14 protein-coding genes are annotated in these 20945 nt (G+C 47.8%); all 14 read right to left on the bottom strand.

What is annotated here, in order from left to right:
* The 14 genes from AMS66_RS26990 to AMS66_RS26925 all read right to left on the bottom strand — a co-directional run bounded on the left by AMS66_RS26990 (position 1) and on the right by AMS66_RS26925 (position 20660).
* A complete protein-coding gene (locus AMS66_RS26990) occupies positions 1–1440 on the bottom strand; it encodes an NAD-dependent malic enzyme (protein ID WP_053783713.1) in 1440 nt (479 codons plus the stop codon).
* A 280-nt stretch (positions 1441–1720) separates the two neighbouring features.
* On the bottom strand, positions 1721–3793 hold the full coding sequence (locus AMS66_RS26985; RefSeq protein WP_053783712.1) for a beta-galactosidase: 2073 nt from the start codon (positions 3791–3793) through the stop codon (positions 1721–1723).
* A 47-nt stretch (positions 3794–3840) separates the two neighbouring features.
* Positions 3841–4950 carry a glycoside hydrolase family 53 protein gene (locus AMS66_RS26980; protein WP_082350918.1) on the bottom strand — a complete coding sequence of 370 codons (1110 nt, stop codon included), beginning with the start codon at positions 4948–4950 and terminating at the stop codon, positions 3841–3843.
* Positions 4951–4982: 32 nt separating this feature from the next.
* Complete coding sequence (locus AMS66_RS26975; protein WP_024630105.1) at positions 4983–5861, bottom strand: carbohydrate ABC transporter permease; 879 nt, start codon at positions 5859–5861, stop codon at positions 4983–4985.
* Positions 5862–5891: 30 nt separating this feature from the next.
* A complete protein-coding gene (locus AMS66_RS26970) occupies positions 5892–6782 on the bottom strand; it encodes an ABC transporter permease (RefSeq protein WP_053783711.1) in 891 nt (296 codons plus the stop codon).
* 247 nt (positions 6783–7029) lie between these two features.
* Complete coding sequence (locus AMS66_RS26965; RefSeq protein ID WP_407944574.1) at positions 7030–8736, bottom strand: type 2 periplasmic-binding domain-containing protein; 1707 nt, start codon at positions 8734–8736, stop codon at positions 7030–7032.
* A 103-nt stretch (positions 8737–8839) separates the two neighbouring features.
* Entirely contained in the window at positions 8840–10462 is a 1623-nt protein-coding gene (locus tag AMS66_RS26960; RefSeq protein ID WP_053783709.1) for a response regulator, read from the bottom strand.
* 85 nt (positions 10463–10547) lie between these two features.
* Positions 10548–12293, bottom strand: coding sequence for a sensor histidine kinase (locus tag AMS66_RS26955; protein ID WP_053783708.1), 1746 nt, complete (start codon positions 12291–12293; stop codon positions 10548–10550).
* A 331-nt stretch (positions 12294–12624) separates the two neighbouring features.
* Positions 12625–13323: a hypothetical protein gene (locus AMS66_RS26950; RefSeq protein ID WP_053783707.1), complete on the bottom strand. Its 699-nt coding sequence runs from the start codon at positions 13321–13323 to the stop codon at positions 12625–12627.
* A 120-nt stretch (positions 13324–13443) separates the two neighbouring features.
* Positions 13444–14970, bottom strand: a complete 1527-nt coding sequence (locus AMS66_RS26945) for an ABC transporter substrate-binding protein (protein WP_053783706.1) — start codon at positions 14968–14970, stop codon at positions 13444–13446.
* A gap of 182 nt (positions 14971–15152) precedes the next feature.
* The gene (locus AMS66_RS26940) at positions 15153–16061 is read right to left on the bottom strand and encodes a carbohydrate ABC transporter permease (protein WP_053783705.1); all 909 of its coding nucleotides are present in this window, start codon (positions 16059–16061) and stop codon (positions 15153–15155) included.
* Positions 16062–16078: 17 nt separating this feature from the next.
* Positions 16079–17074 carry an ABC transporter permease gene (locus tag AMS66_RS26935; protein WP_181014170.1) on the bottom strand — a complete coding sequence of 332 codons (996 nt, stop codon included), beginning with the start codon at positions 17072–17074 and terminating at the stop codon, positions 16079–16081.
* 174 nt (positions 17075–17248) lie between these two features.
* Positions 17249–18868, bottom strand: coding sequence for a response regulator transcription factor (locus AMS66_RS26930; protein ID WP_053783704.1), 1620 nt, complete (start codon positions 18866–18868; stop codon positions 17249–17251).
* Positions 18843–20660, bottom strand: a complete 1818-nt coding sequence (locus AMS66_RS26925; protein WP_053783703.1) for a sensor histidine kinase — start codon at positions 20658–20660, stop codon at positions 18843–18845. Before AMS66_RS26925 ends, AMS66_RS26930 begins: the two co-directional genes overlap by 26 nt.
* Between the last annotated feature and the right edge of the window lie 285 nt (positions 20661–20945).

The raw sequence follows: 20945 nt of genomic DNA, 5'->3' as shown, positions 1-20945 counted from the left end.
TTACACTTCCCCGCCTTCGCGAGCTTGTTCACGCGGTATACGTCTTGCCACACCCGTCTTGACTGCTGCCTCAATCACGCGACTACGCATCGATTTAACGATTTTATCGTTAAACACACTCGGAATAATATAATAGCGGGTGCGCTCTTCATCCGAAATGGCCGAAGCAATCGCCTGAGCTGCAGCGAGCTTCATCTCCTCATTAATCTCACTGGCGCGGCAATCCAGAACCGCTCTGAACATACCCGGGAAACACAATACGTTATTGATCTGATTCGGATAATCCGAGCGACCTGTCGCCATTACAGCCACAATATCCTCCACTACGGACGGCATAATCTCCGGTACCGGATTCGCCATCGCGAAAACGATCGGGTCGGCTGCCATGGTTTGCACATCTTCCCGGGTTAACAGATTGCCACGGGACAAACCGATGAAGACATCTGCTCCGCGAATCACTTCACGAAGTGAACCTGTCTCCAGTTCGGGATTGGTTCGAGCCGCATAGTCGCTCCACACTTCATTCTCATAGGCCTTCGTCCGTACCAGCGCACCTTCACGATCTACCCCGACAACCCGACTCGCTCCCGCGGACAGAAGAATGTTACTGCATGCCACACCTGCTGCGCCGATACCGCAAACGACAATTTTTACATCCGTGATGGACTTGCCAACCAGCTTGAGCGCATTGATCAGACCTGCATACAATACAACTGCCGTACCATGCTGGTCATCATGAAATACCGGAATGTCCAGCTCCTCATTCAAGCGACGCTCAATTTCGAAGCAACGCGGTGAAGAAATATCCTCCAGATTAATCCCGCCAAATGCTGGTGAGATCGCTTTCACAGTTCGAATGATTTCCTCGGTATCTTGTGTATCCAGGCAGATTGGGAAAGCGTCCACCCCTGCAAACTGTTTGAACAACATCGCCTTACCTTCCATCACCGGCATCGCGGCACGCGGTCCGATGTTGCCAAGTCCAAGCACGGCACTGCCATCCGATACTACGGCAACCGTATTCCGCTTGATCGTCAGCGAAAATGCCTTTCCAGGCTCTTCTGAAATGGCCGAACATACCCGGGCCACATCCGGTGTATATACCCGTGACAGGTCTTCCCGGTTATGAATCGGTGTCTTCGGGGTAACCTCGATCTTGCCGCCCAAGTGCAGCAGGAACGTCCGGTCCGATACGTTTATGATGGTTGCCCCTTTAAGCTGGCGCACCCCTTCTATAATTTTGCTGTTATCTTGTGCATCTGTTACAGCGACAGTTAAGTCGCGCACACTTACATCCTGATTGGTCGAAATCACGTCGATGGCAATGATGTCCCCGCCGGCTTCCGATATGGCCGACGCCACTTCCCCAAACTTGATGTCTTTTGTTGTCATTTCCAGCCGAATAATAAAGCTGTTACCGTCTAGATTCCTTTGATTCATTCCAATTCCTCCCAGACTGAAAGTCTTGAGTTGCAATGTTACCTGTTTGTCTTCGCTGCGCGGACACGTTTATCCTTTATCTTGCTCAGAAAAAGTACTCAACTTGATCTTAATACGACAAAAAGGACCACCCTCTCCGTCTAATCGAGACGTTAAGGGTGACCCTTCTGCATGCTATATAAGTTGAACTAAAGAATATTTACACTTCCACTCCGATGACAGAACAACCTTCCGATCGCTGCTTATCCTCAGATTTTTCAGCCCAATGAGTAATATTATATTATTTACGCTCAGCCGCTCTGCGCAGTACTCTGATATCATATGGCTGCAAATCCAGGCTGCCTTCTACAGCATTACCATTCAGCAGATCACGATAGGACTGGTTGTCCAGTTGTACTTGCTTCGTCTCCGGTGTGTAGTTCTGCACAAACACATAATCCGATGTGCCATCTGTACGAATGTGTGCCGTAACTCCAGCAGGAAGCTGAGTTTCAAGTGCACGCTCAATACCCAGATCAGCGATTACACTGCCATAGAAATCATCGTAAAATGGAGCTTTGAAACGTGTAGCCATATAATAGGCTTTACCAGAACCAAGACGGTTAACGGTCAAAGCAGGGCGTCCGGCATAGAAGTCGGAGCGATACGTCGCCAGCGATACCGCACCTTCCAGATGAATCAGGTCGCATAATTCGAAAGCATCATATTCGGCATTCAGTTGAAGCTCGTTGTCCTTCACAGGCACAACCCCATTCAGATCACGGTCATGCAAGCCGTCGATCTCTTCCGACCAGATTCCCAGCGTCTTGCGAAGTGGTCCTGGGAAGCCTCCAAGGAAGCATAGATCATTCTCATTTACGATACCTGACCAATACGTAGCTACAAATGTACCGCCATTTTCCACGAATCGCTCAATGCGTTCGCCAACTCCTTCACGTACCAGATAAAGCATAGGTGCAATGAGCAGTTTGTACTTGGAGAGATCAGCATCCATGTCGATGACATCTACAGGCACACCTTTTTTCCAAAAAGCATCATAATGCCATTCTACCGTCTGCTCGTACTTCACTCCAATGTTACGTGGCCCTTGGGAATCCTTTACTGCCCAGCGGTTTTCCCAGTCGAAGATGATGGCAACTTCAGCCGGAACAGATGTTCCAACCACCGCCTGCATCCCTTCCAGTGCGGATCCTACGTCAGTTACATCCTGGAATACACGGGTATGTTCATGCCCAACATGATCTACAACCGCTCCATGAAGCTTTTCACTGGAGCCCCGACTCTTTCTCCACTGGAAGTACTGTACACTGTCCGAGCCGTGCGCTACAGCTTGTAGAGATGCCAGTAAATGCATACCTGGACGTTTCAATTTGCTGGTCTCTTGCCAGTTGGTTGAGCTTGGCGTGCTCTCCATCAACAGAAACGGCTGACCGCCTTTGATGGAACGAACGATATCATGCATCATCGCTACTCTGGATGCCAGCGTATCTTCTTCGTCCGCATCATGCCATGTCGGGTAACTGTCCCAGGACAGGAAATCCAGAATGTCGGCAAACTTCCAGTAGTTCAATCCTTCATAAAATTCCATCAGGTTTGTCGTAACTGGCAGATCAGGATTCTTGGCCTTGAGCGGTTTTGTTTCGTGCATGATAAAATCTGCGGTCTGATCCGTAACGAATCGACGCCAGTCCAGATTCATCGCATGGACCTGTGTCTCCCCGTGTGGGGCAGGAGACTCCACTTGACTCCAGTCCGTCACGGTATGGCTCCAGAATGTCGTCCACCAGGAATGATTCAACTCATCCAGTGTGCCGTATTTGTTTTTCACCCAGCCGCGGAAAGCATCCTGGCAATAATCACAGTGGCAATCCCCACCGAATTCATTAGAAATGTGCCAGCCAATGACTGCCGGATGATCCGAATAACGTTCTGCTAGTTTCGTATTAATCGCCGTAACCTTCTCCCGGTATACAGGGGACGTATAACAGTGATTATGACGGAAGCCATGCAGGTTGCGGACTCGGTTGGCTCCAACACGCAGTACTTCGGGATACTTGACCGACATCCAGGCAGGTCTTGCACCGCTCGGAGTAGCCAGGAATGCATAAATTCCATTGGCGGCAAAACGATCCAGTACCTGATCCAGCCATTCAAAAGTGTATACGCCTTCCTCCGGTTCAAGGGATACCCATGAGAAGATGCCGACGGACATCACGTTACATTTGGCAAGCTTCATCAGGCGGATATCTTCTTCGAGTACTTCAGGATAGCGGAGCCATTGCTCCGGGTTATAATCTGCACCATGTAACATGCGGGGCGCTTTGGAACTTACGGGTGGATATGTGTATGTCATGCTGACAACTCCTTCATTCATTTCGTTTTTATTTCATTTAGAACCATCTATTTAATCAATGCAGCATTCGGCTGCTCATGCAATTCTGTGTCCGTTTCCTCTCCAGCCTTCAGCGCTGAAAACGATTGCAACTTCTGTCCCTTAAAGTCAAACATCGTCAGGTTTCCCCAGTTATTCGGATGTCCAACAGACCACTCTTCCTTGCTAGGAATCCAGGCGGGCTCCCAGTAATAGAATCCTGCTCCGAGACCGCCGGGAACTTCACGAATAATCTGCAGCAGATCCTTCAGATAACGTGTCTGTCCTTCAACACTTGCCGGATACCCGGGCAGTAACAGCTCCTCCTGATTCAAAATCCACTCGTGACCTTCAGGCTGCTCCAATGTCCAAGGATAAGCGGTTTCAACAACATTGATTGGTTTGCCGTAGCGGTCAGCCAGGTCATGCAGATTATCCCGCAGTGCATCCAGTGTTCCATGCCACCAAGGATAATATGAGAGCCCAATGATATCGAACTCTACACCAAGTGCTTCAAATCGATCATAGAACTTGCGACTTTCCGCATTATCACCACCGCGGTCTATATGAATCATAATCTTGATTTCCGAATCAACCGATTTAACAGCAGCGATACCATACTTCACAAGTCCGGCAAAACGCTCCCACTGTTCATCGGTATCATGCTCTTCCCCACCGACACGCCCTTCATCCCATAACATGCCCGGTGTAATTTCATTCCCCACCTGCACCATGTCCGGCAATAAATCATGCTCCTTGAGTGTTCTCAGTACATCTGCCGTATAGGTACATACCTCACGCTGCAGTTCCTCATAGGACAGCTTCTCCCACGCCTTCGGCTTCCATTGATTGGCTGGATCAGCCCAGCGATCGGAATAATGAAAATCCAGCAAGAATTGCAGGCCTTTTTCCTTGATTCGTTTGGCAACCGCTACCGTCCGCTCCAGATTACAGAATCCGCCTGCAGGATCATTCCAGATTCGTAATCGAATTGCATTGGCATCACCCAGCTTGAGAAGGGTCAGCAAGTCTACCTGCTGCCCATGCTCATCACGATAGCTCCCACCATGCTGCTCAATTTCATCCATAAACGACACATCCATTCCGAGAATGAATGCCTCTTCCTTTAAATGGCTCACTTTATCAACCTCCGTTTAATTTAGATGCAGGCTCAGCCTTTAACCGAACCCAAGGTCATACCTTTGACAAAGAAGCGCTGCAGGAATGGATACACGATCAGAATGGGTGCGCTTCCGATGAAGATTTGTGCCGCTCTTACCGTGGTTTGAGAAAGAGCTTCCATTTCTTTGGGGTTCATGCTCATGCTGCTCATATCCCGACCGATAATGACGGTTTGCATAAACGTAGCCAGTGGGTAATCCTTGGCATTGTTCATGTATAACAGTCCGTCAAACCAAGAGTTCCAATGAAACACCATGCTGAATAAGGCAATTGTTGCGATGGATGGCATGGAAATCGGCAGGAAGATCGTGAACAACGTTCTGAAATGGTTGGCTCCGTCCATCAGAGCCGCTTCCTCCAGTTCTTTTGGAATGCCGCGGAAGAAGTTCAGCATCAGAATGACCAGGAAGGTATTGACCGCCCCCGGGAGGACCAGCACCCAGAAGGAATCCATCAGACCAATCTTTTGGATAACCATGTAGAAGGGAACCAGTCCGCCATTAAAGATCATACTAAAAACAAATATCCATGAATATATGGTTCTGCCTTTAAATTCACTATTTTCTTTCGACAACGGGTACGCCGCCAAAAAGGTAATGAGCAACGTAATTGCTGTGCCGATGACCGTACGCAGCAGGGAGATCCAGAGCGAGTTCAGGAAAATCGGATTGTTCATCGTTTTTTTGTAAGCCTCAAGCGAGAAACCCACGGGCCAAAGATTGACTAGATTGGCATCGGCCGCAGCCTTCGTGCTGAAGGAGACAGCCAGAACATGAATCATCGGTATAATACACATAATGGCGACCAAAATCAGAAAGCAGGTATTAATTATATTAAACACGCGATAAGGCAATGATTTGTGGTACATCGTGGTCCCTTCTTTCTTATGTTCATTCGATTAGAATATGCGATAACCGGCGTATTTCTTAGCCAGACTGTAAGACACAAGAATCAAAATCATGCTGATTACCGATTTAAACAATCCGATGGCAGTGGCAAAGCCCATCTCACCATTTTGCATCGCAGAACGATATACGAATGTATCAATGATGTCACCCGTTTGATAGACGAGCGGATTGTACAGATTGAAGATTTGGTCAAACCCGGCATTCAACACATTTCCGAGCGCCAGCGTACCCACCACCATCAACATTGGCACAAGCGAAGGAATCGTAATGTGCAGCGTTTGTTTCCAGCGTCCAGCTCCGTCAATTTCTGCTGCTTCGTACAATGCGGGATTAATTCCGGCAAGGGCAGCCAGAAAAACAATCATGTTATAGCCAAATTCCTTCCACACATCCGTCAGAATGACCGTAGACCGGAACCAACTGTTATCCCCGAGGAAAAAGTAGGGCCCAAGTCCGAAGGTTCCCAGAACCCGGTTAACCAAGCCTCCGGTGGACAGCAAATCGATCAAAATCCCGCCCAGAATGACCCAGGACAAGAAGTGAGGCAAGTAGACAAGGGTCTGAATGGTTCTCTGTATAGCCATCTTGCGGACTTCATTCAACAGAATGGCAAAAACAAAAGGAACAAATAAATTGAATATCAGTTTAAGCACAGCAATGATCAGTGTATTCCAGATCACCTGCAAGCTGTCTTGACGCTCAAATAAAAATCGAAAGTTATCCAGCCCGACCCATTCGGAGCCGCTAATGCCCATCCATGGCTTATAGTTTTGAAATGCCATGACAATGCCGCCCATGGGAATGTAGCTGAATATGATCAGAAAGATGATGGCTGGCAGCAGCATTACGTGAAATGGCCAAGTTCGTTTTAAAGTTCTCATGATTGCTCCCCCTGTAATTCTTCCTACTCAAGTGCTCCCTGAGTGGCTTATACTGCGATTATATCAACCGTTTACATAGGTCAAACAGCACATAAAAGCAATATAAATGGCACAAAAGCAACCAGTTTGGACTCGCTGTCTTTCCAGTCCTTCATTCTCTGCTGACTGGCACCTCTCCCAAGCAAATCATGCTCTCACAACGACAAAAAAAGCGCACAGACTTATATCGTCTGCACGCCTCTGTAACTTATTTTTTCACACTGTCATACCAATCGTTGACCTCTTGTGTGATTTGATCACCGCCACCGGATTTCCACGTTTGTACGAATGTATCGAACGCATCTACCGGATTTTTGCCATAAATAATTTCATTGAATGCCTGATTCTCAATTTTGTTCAGGTAGTCCAGCTTCGATTTCATCGTTGCTGTTGTAGGACCAGTGAACATGTTTTTATAAGAAATTTCTTCCTGACCGAGCAGCACTTTCGCAGCAGCAGGTGTCTCTTTCCCGTAGTTGACGGCAACATCCTTCTCAAGCTTCGTTTCAGGCTCTTTGCCATCTGCCAGATTCAGCAGGGCCTTCATCTGAGCATCCGGAATACGAGCTCCGTCGCGAACGAGCAAATAACGTACAACGTTCACATATCCGCCTTCGATTTGATCAATCGGCATTTGTTTACCATTGGCATCCAATTGATAATCATACTTTTCAAACAGACCGTTATCATACGGGCTACCCGGTGCCGGGTCTGCATAATTGTCGAACAGGTAGTTCTCATACGTGAAGAACGCTTCAGGGTGCTCCATGTCTTTCTTAATCAGAATGACGCCGTTGACAAACTGTGTACCGTGACGCATCGCTTTGCCTTCTGGACCAGACGGGATTTCAATCGGTTTCCAGACCGCACTTGGCACATTTTTCACTGTATCCAGAAGCGGCCATCCGCTCATCCAGTAAGGACCCGGAATAATACCAGCTGTACCTGCCACTGCTGGCTCTGCTGTTTTGTTTTCATCCCATAATGCTGCTTCCTGCGGGATATATCCTTTTTTGAGCCATTCGCTCAATTTGGTCAGACCTTGCTTCATGCCAGGATTGATGGAACCATACTCCAGCTTGCCATCTTCAGCCACATTCCATTGGAACGGCAGTGTTCCGTATGCACCGAAGATCCAGGATGGATCTCCCATCCATGTGTTCATGGATGTTTTGAAACCGATGCTGAGTGGAATGACCTTATCTGGAGCTAAGCCATCCGGATTTTGGTTTTTGAACGCATCCATGACTTTTTCCAGCTCATCGATCGTTTTTGGCGTCTCCAGATTCAGCTTGTCCAGCCAGTCTTGGCGAATCCACAGCAGATAATCATTGTTGTACGCATAGTCCAGTACGGGAATACCCATTCTTTTGCCATCACGGCTGTACTGGTTCCATACATTGGGGTCCTGCTCCATCGCTTTTTTCCATGTGTCGGAAGCATATTTGTCGAACAGCGGGCCTACTTCCTGATACATGCCGGAATCAATCAGATCCTGGGCAAGCAGGTTATCCCCTACTGTTACAATATCAGGCATCTCCTGACCGGAAGACATCGCAAGACGAAGTTTCGTTGCAAACGCTCCGTTTGTATCCGTTACAGACCACAATGATTTGATGTCGATGCCAAATTGCTCTTTGGCCCATTTGGTTGCCACGTTATTTTCCATCGATTCGCCATTTTTGAATTTGAGCTCTGGGTCAATTCCCCATGCCGTTGTAAGGGTTACTGCCGGATCATATTTTTCTTTGTATTCGTTTTCAACAGTAGGCGTACTTGATGCCTCGCTGTCTCCTCCGCTATTTCCTCCTGTACAGCCTGCAAGGACGCCGGTCAGACACACCGCCGTTGCGAGAAGCGACAGTAATCTCTTTTTCGTGGATTTCGCTCTCAATGTTGTTCCCCCTTCAATCATTTTGGTTACCCTTTCATTATAGGCCTGCCGGGTCTTTCAGCCTATGTCACGAAAACAAGATTTCTGCACCTTTGGCAACCTATATATTGGAATGATGTTGAAATTATGCCTGATCCCGATATTCATTCGGTGTCATTCCGTAATGCTTTTTGAACATTTTGCTGAAATATTGCGGATTCTGGTACCCCAGCTCACTGGTAATCTCGTATATCTTTTTGTTGGTGTTTTTGAGCAAATACAATGCACGCTCCATCCGCATGCGAATCATATAATCGCCCAGCCCCTCACCTGTCTCAGCTTTGTAGATCTTGGACAAATACACGGGATGCAAATACACCTTGTCTGCGATCATCTTCACGGACAGATCCTGTCCTGCATCCCTCGTTACCATCTCCTGAACCTGCTTGATGACGTGTCTGCGACTTTGTACGCCTTCCTGATCGGATAACTCCTCCTGCAATTTGGCAAGCATCTCCGTCGCCCAGCGACGAAGCTTGTCAGGCGATTGAATCAGTTGATGCGCGAGCAGCAGGTCAAATCCCGCATGATCGATCTCATGCACGAGATGCCCCTGCTTATGCGCGATATACATAAAAGCATTCGTTACAGACAAATACATCTCATATACATGTTCTCTGGAGAGACATACGCGGTCCGCAGCATCAAAGACGGCGTTCAGTTTGCGTGCCGCCGCCTCCCACTGTTTGGTTTCGAGCAATTGAGGCAGCACAGGTGGCTTATAGAGCTCTTCAAGCGCTTGTGCCGCATCGTTCTCCGGTCGTTTGGACGGCTCTTTATCCATGTAAATGATCGTACTTTCCTCTGGACCCGACAATACAAGTGATCCCAGACCTTTACGATAAGCGGTCGTCAGATCGGCAAATTGAAACGGTGCTGTGACCACCATGGACAAATCACCTTGCAGATATCGAATAACATGCTCGCGGAAAGTCCCAACTGGCTGCTTCAGTTCTTCCACATTTGTCTGAGCAGGCTCCGTCCAGCCCTGACTCTGTATAATCATAACCAGACACTCATGGGGACCTCGTCCAAACCACACGTTGAAATGGGGACCGAATACTTCCTCGGCGATATTGCCAACCGCAAACTCCATCAAATCCAGTGATTGCTGATCCATTGACGAGAACCGACCTGTAAGGCGAATGAGCATCATGACCGCAGGTTGATCCGGCTGGAGTACAATCTCGTACTTCTCCAGCTGTTCACCCAGTGCCCGTGCTGTAATTTCGCGGCCCAGCAACAGATCATGCATCAGATTTTCCCGCAAAATTTTATAATCTGACTTCCGGCTGTATAACAACCGATGGTATTTATCAAATTCATCCCAATCATCCCGAAGGGACATGATGGCAGCGGAGACCGAAGCCATGAATTCCTCATCGTTCACCGGCTTGAGAATATAATCGGCAGCCTGCAGCTGAATTGCTTTTTTGGCATATTGAAAATCACTGTGCCCGGTCAGCAGGATGCAGCGGATATGCGCCCATCGACTGCTTACCTCCTCAATCAGCTCCAGTCCGGACATGCCCGGCATTCGAATATCGGTCACCACGAGGTCCACTGCATTCTCTTCCAGGATCTGCAGCGCTTCCTTGCCAGATGCCGCACGGAAAACTGTCGTAACCCCTAGCTCTCCCCAGGGAATGGTTAATTCCAGACTTTCAGTCACATATGTTTCATCATCCACCAGTAAGATATCTATCAAGACAGTCACTCCCTATCTGCTTAATTATGCAAGGCATTCCATGGTTATCATGCTGTAGTCATATGGCGTCTCTATTTCTATCCTTCTATTCAAGAAGATGTTCCTCGTCAACAGGCCAGAACAAGGTAACACGAAGCCCACCAAGTGGTGATTCCGTGACGCTAATTCCCGCCTGCTCCCCATATCTGAGCTGAAGACGCTGGTTGACGTTCCATAGTCCACATCCCATCTCTTTATCCATACCGCCTGTAAGTTTGTGGAGCAGCATCTGCCGGGCCAATTCATCCATGCCTTGCCCATCGTCATCTACGGTAAGAATCATCATGCCATCTCTCTGTTCTCCCGAAACCCGTATTTCCCCAGCTTCGGCATCGGCTTCAATCCCATGAATAACCGCATTCTCCACCAGGGGTTGTACGATTAGCGGAGGCACCTCCTGCCTCAGGATCTCTTCCGATAAGTCAATTTTGAAACGTATTCGGTCCATACGCATCTGCTGAATCTCCAGATAACAGGTGACGAACTCAATTTCCTCCGTAAGCGGCACCACATCACGCTCCTGCCTCGTTGTATACCGATAGTATCGGGACAGATTATGCGACATGGCAACGACGGCATCCACACGCTTTAACTTTGCCATGCTCGTAATGAACGAGAAACAATTATAGAAAAAGTGTGGATTAATCTGCGATTGCAGCTGTTTCAGCCGGGCTTCACGCACATGAATCTGTTCCAGATACACGTGTTCAAACAGCTGCTGAATCTGAGCCACCATGGAGTTGAATCGTTCGGACAAAAAGCTGAATTCATTGCGTCCTTTGGGCGTAATTCGAACTGAATAATCCTCCTGCTTCAATCGCTGGAATCCACGAATTAACTGTTTGACGGGGACCTGGACCTGGACATATAACAGATAGGCCACGGCAAAGCTCATCAATAGCAGACAGATCATGGCCGAATAAAACAGTATATTGGATTGATGAATCGGCTTCAGAATCGCCGATAGTGGCATGTAATCGACCAGATACCAGCCTGTCGTGCTGGACTTTACCGTATTCACCATGTATGGCTCGCCGTCAATGACTACCGTCCGGTTATCCACATCCTTAAGCTTATCAATAGCCAGCTTGTCCATCAGCTGACCTGTCAGCGTACGATCCGAAGTTCGGTTATAGATAACCCCCGACTCTTCCCGGTAATAAAATGGATCATGGCGGCCGTCGTCCTTGAATTTGTCCAGCATATCGCGAATGTTGTCACTATCGAATTCCAGCTTAATCACGGTCTGCGCATTGGCTGCGGGATCACTAATGCCGTATGGAGATACGGTAATCCAGCTGAAGATGAATTTTTCATCTTCCCCTTCCTGAGTCTTTCGGACATTCCATCCGGATGACATGTTGCCTCGCAGCGTCTCCTGATCGTAATAGCCAGCATCTCTTTCAGAGATGACCCTGCCCAGCGTCGGCGAATAGAGATATAGTTTCGTTGTCCAGTTGGATGAACTTTCCTGGATGCTCAGCTTGTTCTGAATGCGTTTAACCAAATTGATCGTATCCAGATCGAAATATTTACTGTCGGCGTAGATCCGCCGGAAGCTCGCAATATCGGGGTCATGGATGAGCAGATTCGGCCACGAGGATAACAATTCGATGTGGGTATTCACTTGATTTTGAAAAAATTCAAGCTGGTTGCTGTTGGAACGATTGAGTTCATCCCGCAGAACTGCTGTTGTTTTATGGTTGGAATACCAGTACAGCAGTACGACTGGAACCAGCATAATTAGAATTAAAATGACCATTTTGGAAAATAGATTCGTCCGGTATGACATCTTCTTACCTCACCTTGCCTTCATTAGTCAGTGAATCTAATTTTAACGATGCAAGCGTTAAACATAAACTCTTTTTTCTCGGCAAATCCGCTATACAGCTTATCTGTTATTCCGAACCTAATCTCTTTAAAGAGACTGTCTATATATCGTAAGCGTTACCATATACATACATAAAGGTGACAAAACCAACTTTTCTGCACTAATTGCAACTTCCACGAAAAAAAAGAGCCGACAACCGCCAGCTCCTTTCTAAACACTATATATAGGTTAAATTCTTCTAATTCGCAATGCTCGTCTTATGTATTCATTCTATCTTGCTAACGCAATATCATTATGGAATATCGTAGTCAAATACGGTGTTCTCTCCATCCACGGCGACATCCAGGACAATATCAGTTAACTCTCCTTTCACTTGCAGTGGAGAGTCAGCCAATCCGGAAAACGCCAGTTGACCCTTAAATGTTCCATGCGGCTCAATCTCTATATGCACAGGCTTCAGCTGGACAGATTGCAGTGATTCATAGAGCGGATCATCCTGGTGTTTGTAACTGCGGGCCAAGTCAGGCAAGAGCACAACTGCTACAGACTCTCTGGTGTAATTTTTGAGTGTCAGGTCACAATTTACCCGTGTGATCCCATTATCCAGTACATCATAGGTACAGGAGCTATCATTTTGGACATAGGAAACACCATGGATACCGGAAACTCCCCATTTGGCTACATACATTAATTTATCCGTCATGTAGGAATAACTGAGAACGATCGCAAGCACGATCAACCAGAGCCGTTTGGCCAGAACCGGATATAATGGCATGATTTCTTTGCGTGTAAGATAGTAGCTGCACACTAATATACCCATGCCAAAAAATAACGTGATATGCACACCACTTACGTAGGATGTGGTATAAGGCGACATTCCTATAGCAGACAACATCGTGTCCCCCACAGAAAAACCGAGGTGATGCTTAAACGTAAAGATGATGCCGAACAGCAATAACATCGCAGAGAACACAAGTCTGGTTCTCGACACACGAACACCCCCTAATCAACCACCTGATTATATCATATTTTTCCTTATTATGGTTTGCGATCCAAATAAAAAAAAGACGCTCCGGTTTTAACCGAAACGTCTTAGGTTTTGTAATTCAATCTACTTCTTGGACAGGAATGCATCGAGCTGCTCTTGTTTGGCTGTAATGATTTTATCAATACCTGCAGCTTTCAGCTTCTCCAGATATTTCGGGATCATCTCGTTCGGATCTACTGCACCCGAGGTCATGCCTGGTTTGAACTGTTTGTTCACGTTGTTGACCGCAGCAATTTCGTTTTTGACGGATTGACTGTTGAAGGTAAAGCCCAGTGCAGGTGACTTGACGCCTTTGGCATTAAACTCCTTGAACTTTTCCCATTTCTGCGGATCTTCATTATCCCAGAGGTAGTTCAGGAACTGGTTGCCCAGCTGCCATTGTGCACCAGGATTGTATGTGCGACTGTTGGCATCCACCCCTTGCGGGAGGGTAATTATGTTGTCCTGTCCGTCTTTTTTCACATAATGTGTGCCTTCGATTCCGAAATTAAGCAGGTTGTTGATTTCTTTATCGGAATGCAGCAGGTTAATGACTTGCATTGCCTTTTCCGGCTGCTCGGAGGAACGGGAGATCGCCAGCATGGCACCGGAAGCATCCCCAGTTGTAATCGTAGGCTGCGTCATCTCAATCTGAGTCAGTGGATATCCAACGTACCCTTCTTCTTCCTTATCCTTGCCCGGCTTCATGCCATCGGTCCACAGGAAAGCCTTGCCTGCCTTCGCCTGATCTTTCGGGAACACATTGGAGGTCGCCGCATCGCTGTTAATGTATCCGGCCTGATACCACTTACGTGCAAGCTCAGCGGCCTCCTTGAATTCAGGGGTCTCCACTTCGTTCAGTACAGTCGTTGTACCCGCTGTTTTGGAGATTACGCCCGGAACGGATGCATCACCGAGATAGTCCCAGTCCAGGTTTTCCAGCAGCCCGTTACCATTAGTATTGGACATATAGAACGGAGTAATACCAGGTTCGTTTTCCTTAATTGTTTTGAGCAGTGGCTCCAGGTCAGCCCACGTTTTCACTGCGGTCAGATCGAGCTTGTATTTGTCAGCGAGATCTTTGCGTACCAGTACACCACGCGTTGCCGCCAACTCCTTGTTGGTAGGAACACCATAATTTACGCCATCCACCTGGGAGCCTTCCAGAAAGGCGGGATCGAGATTTTTCTTGATATCCTGCCCATACTTGTCAAGCAGCTCATTGAGCGGCAAGAACGCGCCTTTCGCCACATTGACGGTATAATTCTGCCAAGCCGCCGTGAAAATAATATCCGATTTTTCGCCGGAAGAGATCATAAGATTCAGCTTGTTATCCCACTGCCCCCAGTCGATGGCATTGATCTTGAGTGTGGCCCCGATCTTTGGCTCCATCTTTTTGTTGATCTCGGCCTCGACCAGAGCCACATCTTTCTGTGGTGTCCCTGGATAATACAAGGTCACTTCATAGGGCTTGCCCCCACTCTCCGCTGCACCGCCACCCTGTGCTTCCGGTGTTGTACCGCCTTTGTCTGACGAACAACCTGCCAGCACCAGGCTCAGCGCCATAACTGCTGCCGCGAAACGCGGCCATACCTTAAACGTTCTAATCAAATGAACCCCTCCCGTCATATGTTGGACCCTGCAACCGATTGCCCCAATTCGCAATGTTCCCCAATCTGCAAAAGTCCGTTCGCTTGCCGGCCCTCCGGCGTGTCTGTACTCGCTGCTTTTTGTATATGCCCTCTCAGGTCCATCTTCAATTATCCGTTGCCCTCTCCGCTAACCGGCCGGAGTTACCCCTTCACTGCGCCCACCGTAAGGCCTTTGATGAAATAACGCTGGAAGAATGGATATGCCAGTACAATTGGACCAATACCGACAACAGCCATCGCCATTTGCAGTGTTTTATTCGGCAGATTCAGCAATCCGCCCTGTGATGAAATCTGTGAAGAGACGTTGGAGTTGGATGTTAAATATTGAATATCGAGCAGCGTTCGGTACATGAGGTACTGAAGGCTGATCGTCCGGTTATCAGATATAAAGATCATGCTTAGATACCAGTCGTTCCAGTAATTCAATGTGCTGAACAGTGCAACGGTCGCCATCACCGGTAGGGAGAGCGGGAGCACGATACGTGTAAAGGTTCTCAATTCACCTGCTCCATCAATCCGTGCCGATTCAAGAATCGATACCGGAATGGAATTGGCGAAGAAGGTCCGCATGACCAGTACGAAGAACGGTGACAGCAGCAGCGGCATGATCAATGCCAGAATCGAGTTTTTCAAATCCAGTACGTTCACATAAACAAGATACCAAGGAACCAGCCCGCCATTAAACAGCATGGTGAAAAAGATGAAAAAGGCGAACCACCCGCGATACGGCAAATCCCTCCGGGAAAGCGGGTACGCGTACAATGCAGTCAGTGCTACACTCGTTATCGTACCTATCACGGTTACGATAATTGAAATGCCATATGAATGGATGATCTGATCCATGTCCTTGAACAGAAACTCATAGGCAGTCAGGCTAAACTTCTCCGGAATCAGCTTATACCCGTTCGCAATGACCGTCGTCTCATCCGAGAATGAAATCGCGAAGACAAGCAGGATCGGCACGATGCAGGCAATAGCATAGAATATAAACATAGCGTGTATGATAGACGCGGAACGCCGCGACACAGCTAATGGATCACGTGATTTCACAGCTGGCTTGCCCCCTCTCAAAATAATGCATTATCTTTGTCCATTCTCCTTACGATGGTATTGGATACAAGAACAAGCACAAATCCGACAACAGCCTGATACAGCCCGGCTGCCGATGACATTCCGATATCGCCCCCAATGAGGAAGGTACGGTACACATACGTATCCAGAACGTTCGTTACCGGGAACAATGCACCCGACTCCAACGGAACCTGGTAGAACAGACTGAAATCCGCGTAGAAAATACGACCGATCTGCAGCAATGTCATAATCACAATCAGTGGCACGAGAAACGGAACGGTAATGTAGCGAATCTGATGCCACTTGCTCGCGCCATCCAGCACGGCCGCTTCATAATATTCCTCATCGATACCTACCACTGCTGCCAGATAAATGACGGCATAGTAACCGATATTCTTCCATGTATTCACCAGCGGCAGAATATACGGCCAATACTTCGGCTCCGAGTACCAGTCAATTGGTTGTCCGCCAAAGAGCTGGAGAATCGTCGAGTTCATGAAGCCCGAATCCTTGCCGAGAAATGCGAGCACCAGATAACTGACTACAATCATCGACAGAAAATACGGAAGCAGCATGAGTGACTGATACAATTTGGACATCGCCTTGTTCTTTACTTCATTCAGCAGGATTGCCAATCCTACACCTACGATTAAATTCAGCGCAATAAATACGGTGTTATATGCGAGCGTGTTCCGGGTGATCTCCCAAGCATCGCTGGTGGAAAACAAATACTTGAAATTATCCCAGCCACTCCAGGGGCTGCCCCAAATACCGTCGGCATAGTTTACATTTTTGAACGCAATCAGAACGCCGAACATCGGCATATAGTTATTCACCAGCAGAAACAGAATGCCTGGCAAAAACATGAGATACAAAACTTTGAATTTACCTAGATTGTACAGGACAGACTTTCGTTTTCGAACCGGTATATCCGGTATGTCCCTTCTATCCGATAGTCGTGCTCCCTTACCCGCCTGGGGTTGTGTCTTCATAACTTGTTCTCCCTCACTCCTCTTGAATTTCATCCTCAGGATGAAACACCGCTGTGTCTCCTGTGGTTCAAGTATACGGCGGGGCGTTCAGGTCCACTATCTGCTGTGGTGACCTGTTCACTTATCAAATTATGACTTTAGGGCACAAAAAAACAAAAGACGCAGCATGCTGCGTCAAATCTGTACCGTTCGGGACTGTTTGCGAAACTCCTGTGGGGTAATACCCGTGCACTTTTTGAACATTTTCGTAAAATGAGAGTAATTGTAATACCCGACCTTGCCTGCGATATCCGTCACCTTCACGGTTGACTGGGACAATAAGGTCTTTGCTTTGGCTACTCTACGCTGGAGAATGAATTCGGAAAGCGACATGCCCTTTTCTTTACGAAACAAGCGGGATAGATAGGCCGGATTAAATCCGGCAAAGGACGCAAGTTCTTCTCGCATCAGCTCTTCACCAATATGATTTTCAATGTAAATGCATAACTGGTCCACAATGGTCATTGGACTGTGATCGTCCGGGTACAATACCGGGATGGCACGACTGATCAGGTCTGAGGTCCACTGCTTCAGCTGGGGCAATGAACGTGTCACAACGCTTTCTTCCGGCTCGCGTTCGCCAGGGTACAGGCTGCGTACGGATACATTTTTCTGATGGAGCAGCGGGTAGATCACATGCAGCATTGCATGGTAATACAGCCGGAGAATCTCTGGTGACAGCCGCTCCTGGGCAGCCAGTAATTCAAAGATTTCATCAACACGCTCGCGCAGGTCATCAAACTTTCCCGTTTCGAACAGGATGGACAGCTCGGAAAACCACGGTATGGGTAGAAAGCGATCCTCCGTATCTCGGCCCGCCTCGTCATAAATGAAGACCCCTTCAAGCTCGTTGATATTGCGACGCTCCATGTCCATCAGCTCATTCAACATGCCCTGAATATCCGTAACAGCTACCGGGATTCCGACATAACAAGATAATCGGCAATAAAAATAGGTACCGCACTCCTGGATATAGCTCTGGCATCCTTGCACCACTTCACTCGCTGTTGGCACGACACCGTCCTGCTCGTATACAAGCACAATATTCAGTCCACTGTGGTCCTGAAATACTTCACCGGGTTTGTCACCAAGCAGCATTTCCTTGGCAGCATTGCGGAGCGCATATTCCAGCACCTCCTCATCACGCAGGTCGAAGTCTCGCACCCATTCTTCGACGGATATGACAATCGGCAACACGCGCGCTTGCGGATCAATCTCGGCTCCGTATACTTCGGCCAGTTCCTGAAGCTTTTGCTGGGTTAAGGTTATGCGCTGTGAGATGGCGTCTTTCCAGAAACGCTCGGTCAACAGCGGTTTATGAGTTTGCCAGCGTTTGTACACAGACTCATATACTTCATTGGTGCGGGAACGCTGCTCCCCGTCCTTAATTTTGTCTATTGCCTGGGTCACAACCTTGAGTAACTGGTCTGCGGGAGCAGGCTTCAGCAAATAATCGAAGCTGTTCAACTTGATTGCCGTTTGTGCATAATCGAATAAGGCATGGCCTGTAAGAAAGATGGTCAGCATGCCGGGATCATGCTTTAACACCCAGCTCTGCAGATCCAGTCCCGTTTCACCAGGCATCTCAATATCACAGATCAAAATATCAATAGGATGGGCTTTCATCAGCAGTCTCGCCTCTTCCGCATCACCAGCACTGAATACCTGGTCAATTCCGGCCGAGCTCCAGTCTACCCCTTCCACCATCGCTTGCAGGGCATATACTTCATCATCCACGATCAACAGGTTCCGCATAGGCTCTCCCTTCTTCTTCTTCCGTCTGGGCCGGCATATGAATAACGACTGCTGCCCCTCCATCAGTCTGATTCCTGAATTGCAATCCGGCATGTTCGCCGTATTTCACAAGCAGCCGATGGATAACGTTCCAGATGCCAATGTGCTGCCCACCCGGATCTTCGGCGTATTGCCCCTGTTGCAGACGCTCCAGTATGTCCTTCTCAAATCCAACACCGTTATCCGTAATGGAAAGTTGAAGTATCGAATCATCTTCATTTCCCATATGTGAATCAGACCCAGATAACGTTTTCGTTTCCCGGGCAATTATGCGAATAACAAAAGGCTCTGTGCGCCGCTGAAACCCATGAATGATGGCATTCTCCACAAAAGGCTGAATCGTTAAGGGCGGCAGCACATAATGCCCGAGATCCGGTCCAACATCCAGAACGAAATCCAACTTGTTTGGAAACCGCAGCTTCTGGATTTTTAAATAATGACTGATATGTTCCAATTCTTCATCCAATCGAATGACACGTTTGCCTGCACGCAGGCTGAACCGGAAATAATCCGCTAGGTGACCAGCCATCTGCTGCACAAGCTCATGCTTTTGCAAGGAAGCCAGGCTATGAATGATATTCAATGAATTTAGGTAAAAGTGAGGATTGATCTGCATCTGCAATTGTTTGAACTCTGCTTCCCTCGTCCGCAATTGCTCCTCATACACATCAATCTTCAGATGCTGGATCTCACTTGTCATCTGATTGAAGCTGTGCGTAACAAACTCCAGTTCAGATGAAGACGGCGTCTCCAGCCTCACATCAAGTTCCCCTCGGCTAACCCTCCTCATCCCACGTATGAGCACATTCATTGGACGAAACAAAAGCTGCCTGAGAAAAATCATAGCTGTGATCAGGATGACCGCTGCACCAATTGGAAGCAGGCGAATGATCTGCTGAAAAAATGGTAGGTTTCGCATCATGTCCTCCTCCGGAAGCAGGACAATATAATTCATCTCAGACATGGCTGAGGGAATTCCAAGCATCAGGTACTGACGTGCACTGCCTGTGGATGTCACTTCAGAGATCACCTGGTAGGGATTATTTAACCCTGTGATGTGGGCTGCGGCCAGTTTGATTTGTGCCGAGTTCAGGGCTGAATCGGACAGGGCTCCGCCATCTCCCCCCACGATAACTGCACCTCCCCGGTCACCGGATTCCGTGAATTGCTCGGGGTGATTCAGTGCATTCATGTCCACAAGCGCCCCCGCATAGAACTGGGCGTTGATTCGCACCGTTTTGACCAAGGCATTCCATGTGTCCCCCCGAACGATGCTCCACTCTGGCTTCTGGATCTCCCCTTCCAGTTGCTGCATCTGGACCGGCATGCTCTCCTGCACAATCGACATTTTGACATCATAATTGCCTGAGGTAGCCAGTAACAGATCATCATTCACGGCATCGTACAGAAAAAATGAATCGATCAGATTATAAAATCCGATATCAGTCATGAATTTGTTCATAATGCGCTGCTTTGCAATAATATAATCGCCGCTGCCGTATTTGAGAAAAAACAAGGAGATAATATCCGGGTCTCGCTCGCCCAGACTGTATAAATAACGATTGGTCTCCTGCAGTACGCGCTCGTTCTGCTCCACACTCTTCGCAAGATGATTCATATTGGTGAGAGAAACTTGATCACGTACCACTTTCATGGCGTATACGTTGTTGTAATAAAGCAGCATGAATAGTGGCAGCATGATCAATGTCAGACCCACAATAAACTTAAAGCGCAGTGAACGGATAAAATTCATGTATTCCCGCCCTTTTGTCTTATCTGGATTTCAGTTCTTTTACACATTGTTGTAAACGCTATCAATAACAAGCAATTCCTCCTGTCTACTGATGCTTCACCTCTGTATTTATTCCATCTTCTTCCTTATAACGGCATGTTTATTTTAATCATACTCGCTTGCGTCTGTCTATGAGGTTCCGTGACCTGTCAATATCAATTCTGATGACTAGCACCTTGGCTTACAGTATGTGTTCGAGGTTCCATGTTCTAATTAAGTTCTCCATCTGTAAAAAAAATCCTGCCC

The sequence above is a fragment of the Paenibacillus xylanivorans genome (genome assembly GCF_001280595.1).
Taxonomy (GTDB): Bacteria; Bacillota; Bacilli; order Paenibacillales; family Paenibacillaceae; genus Paenibacillus; species Paenibacillus xylanivorans.
Note: the sequence above shows the minus strand (reverse complement) of the source record. Positions and strands in the feature narration are given on the sequence as shown.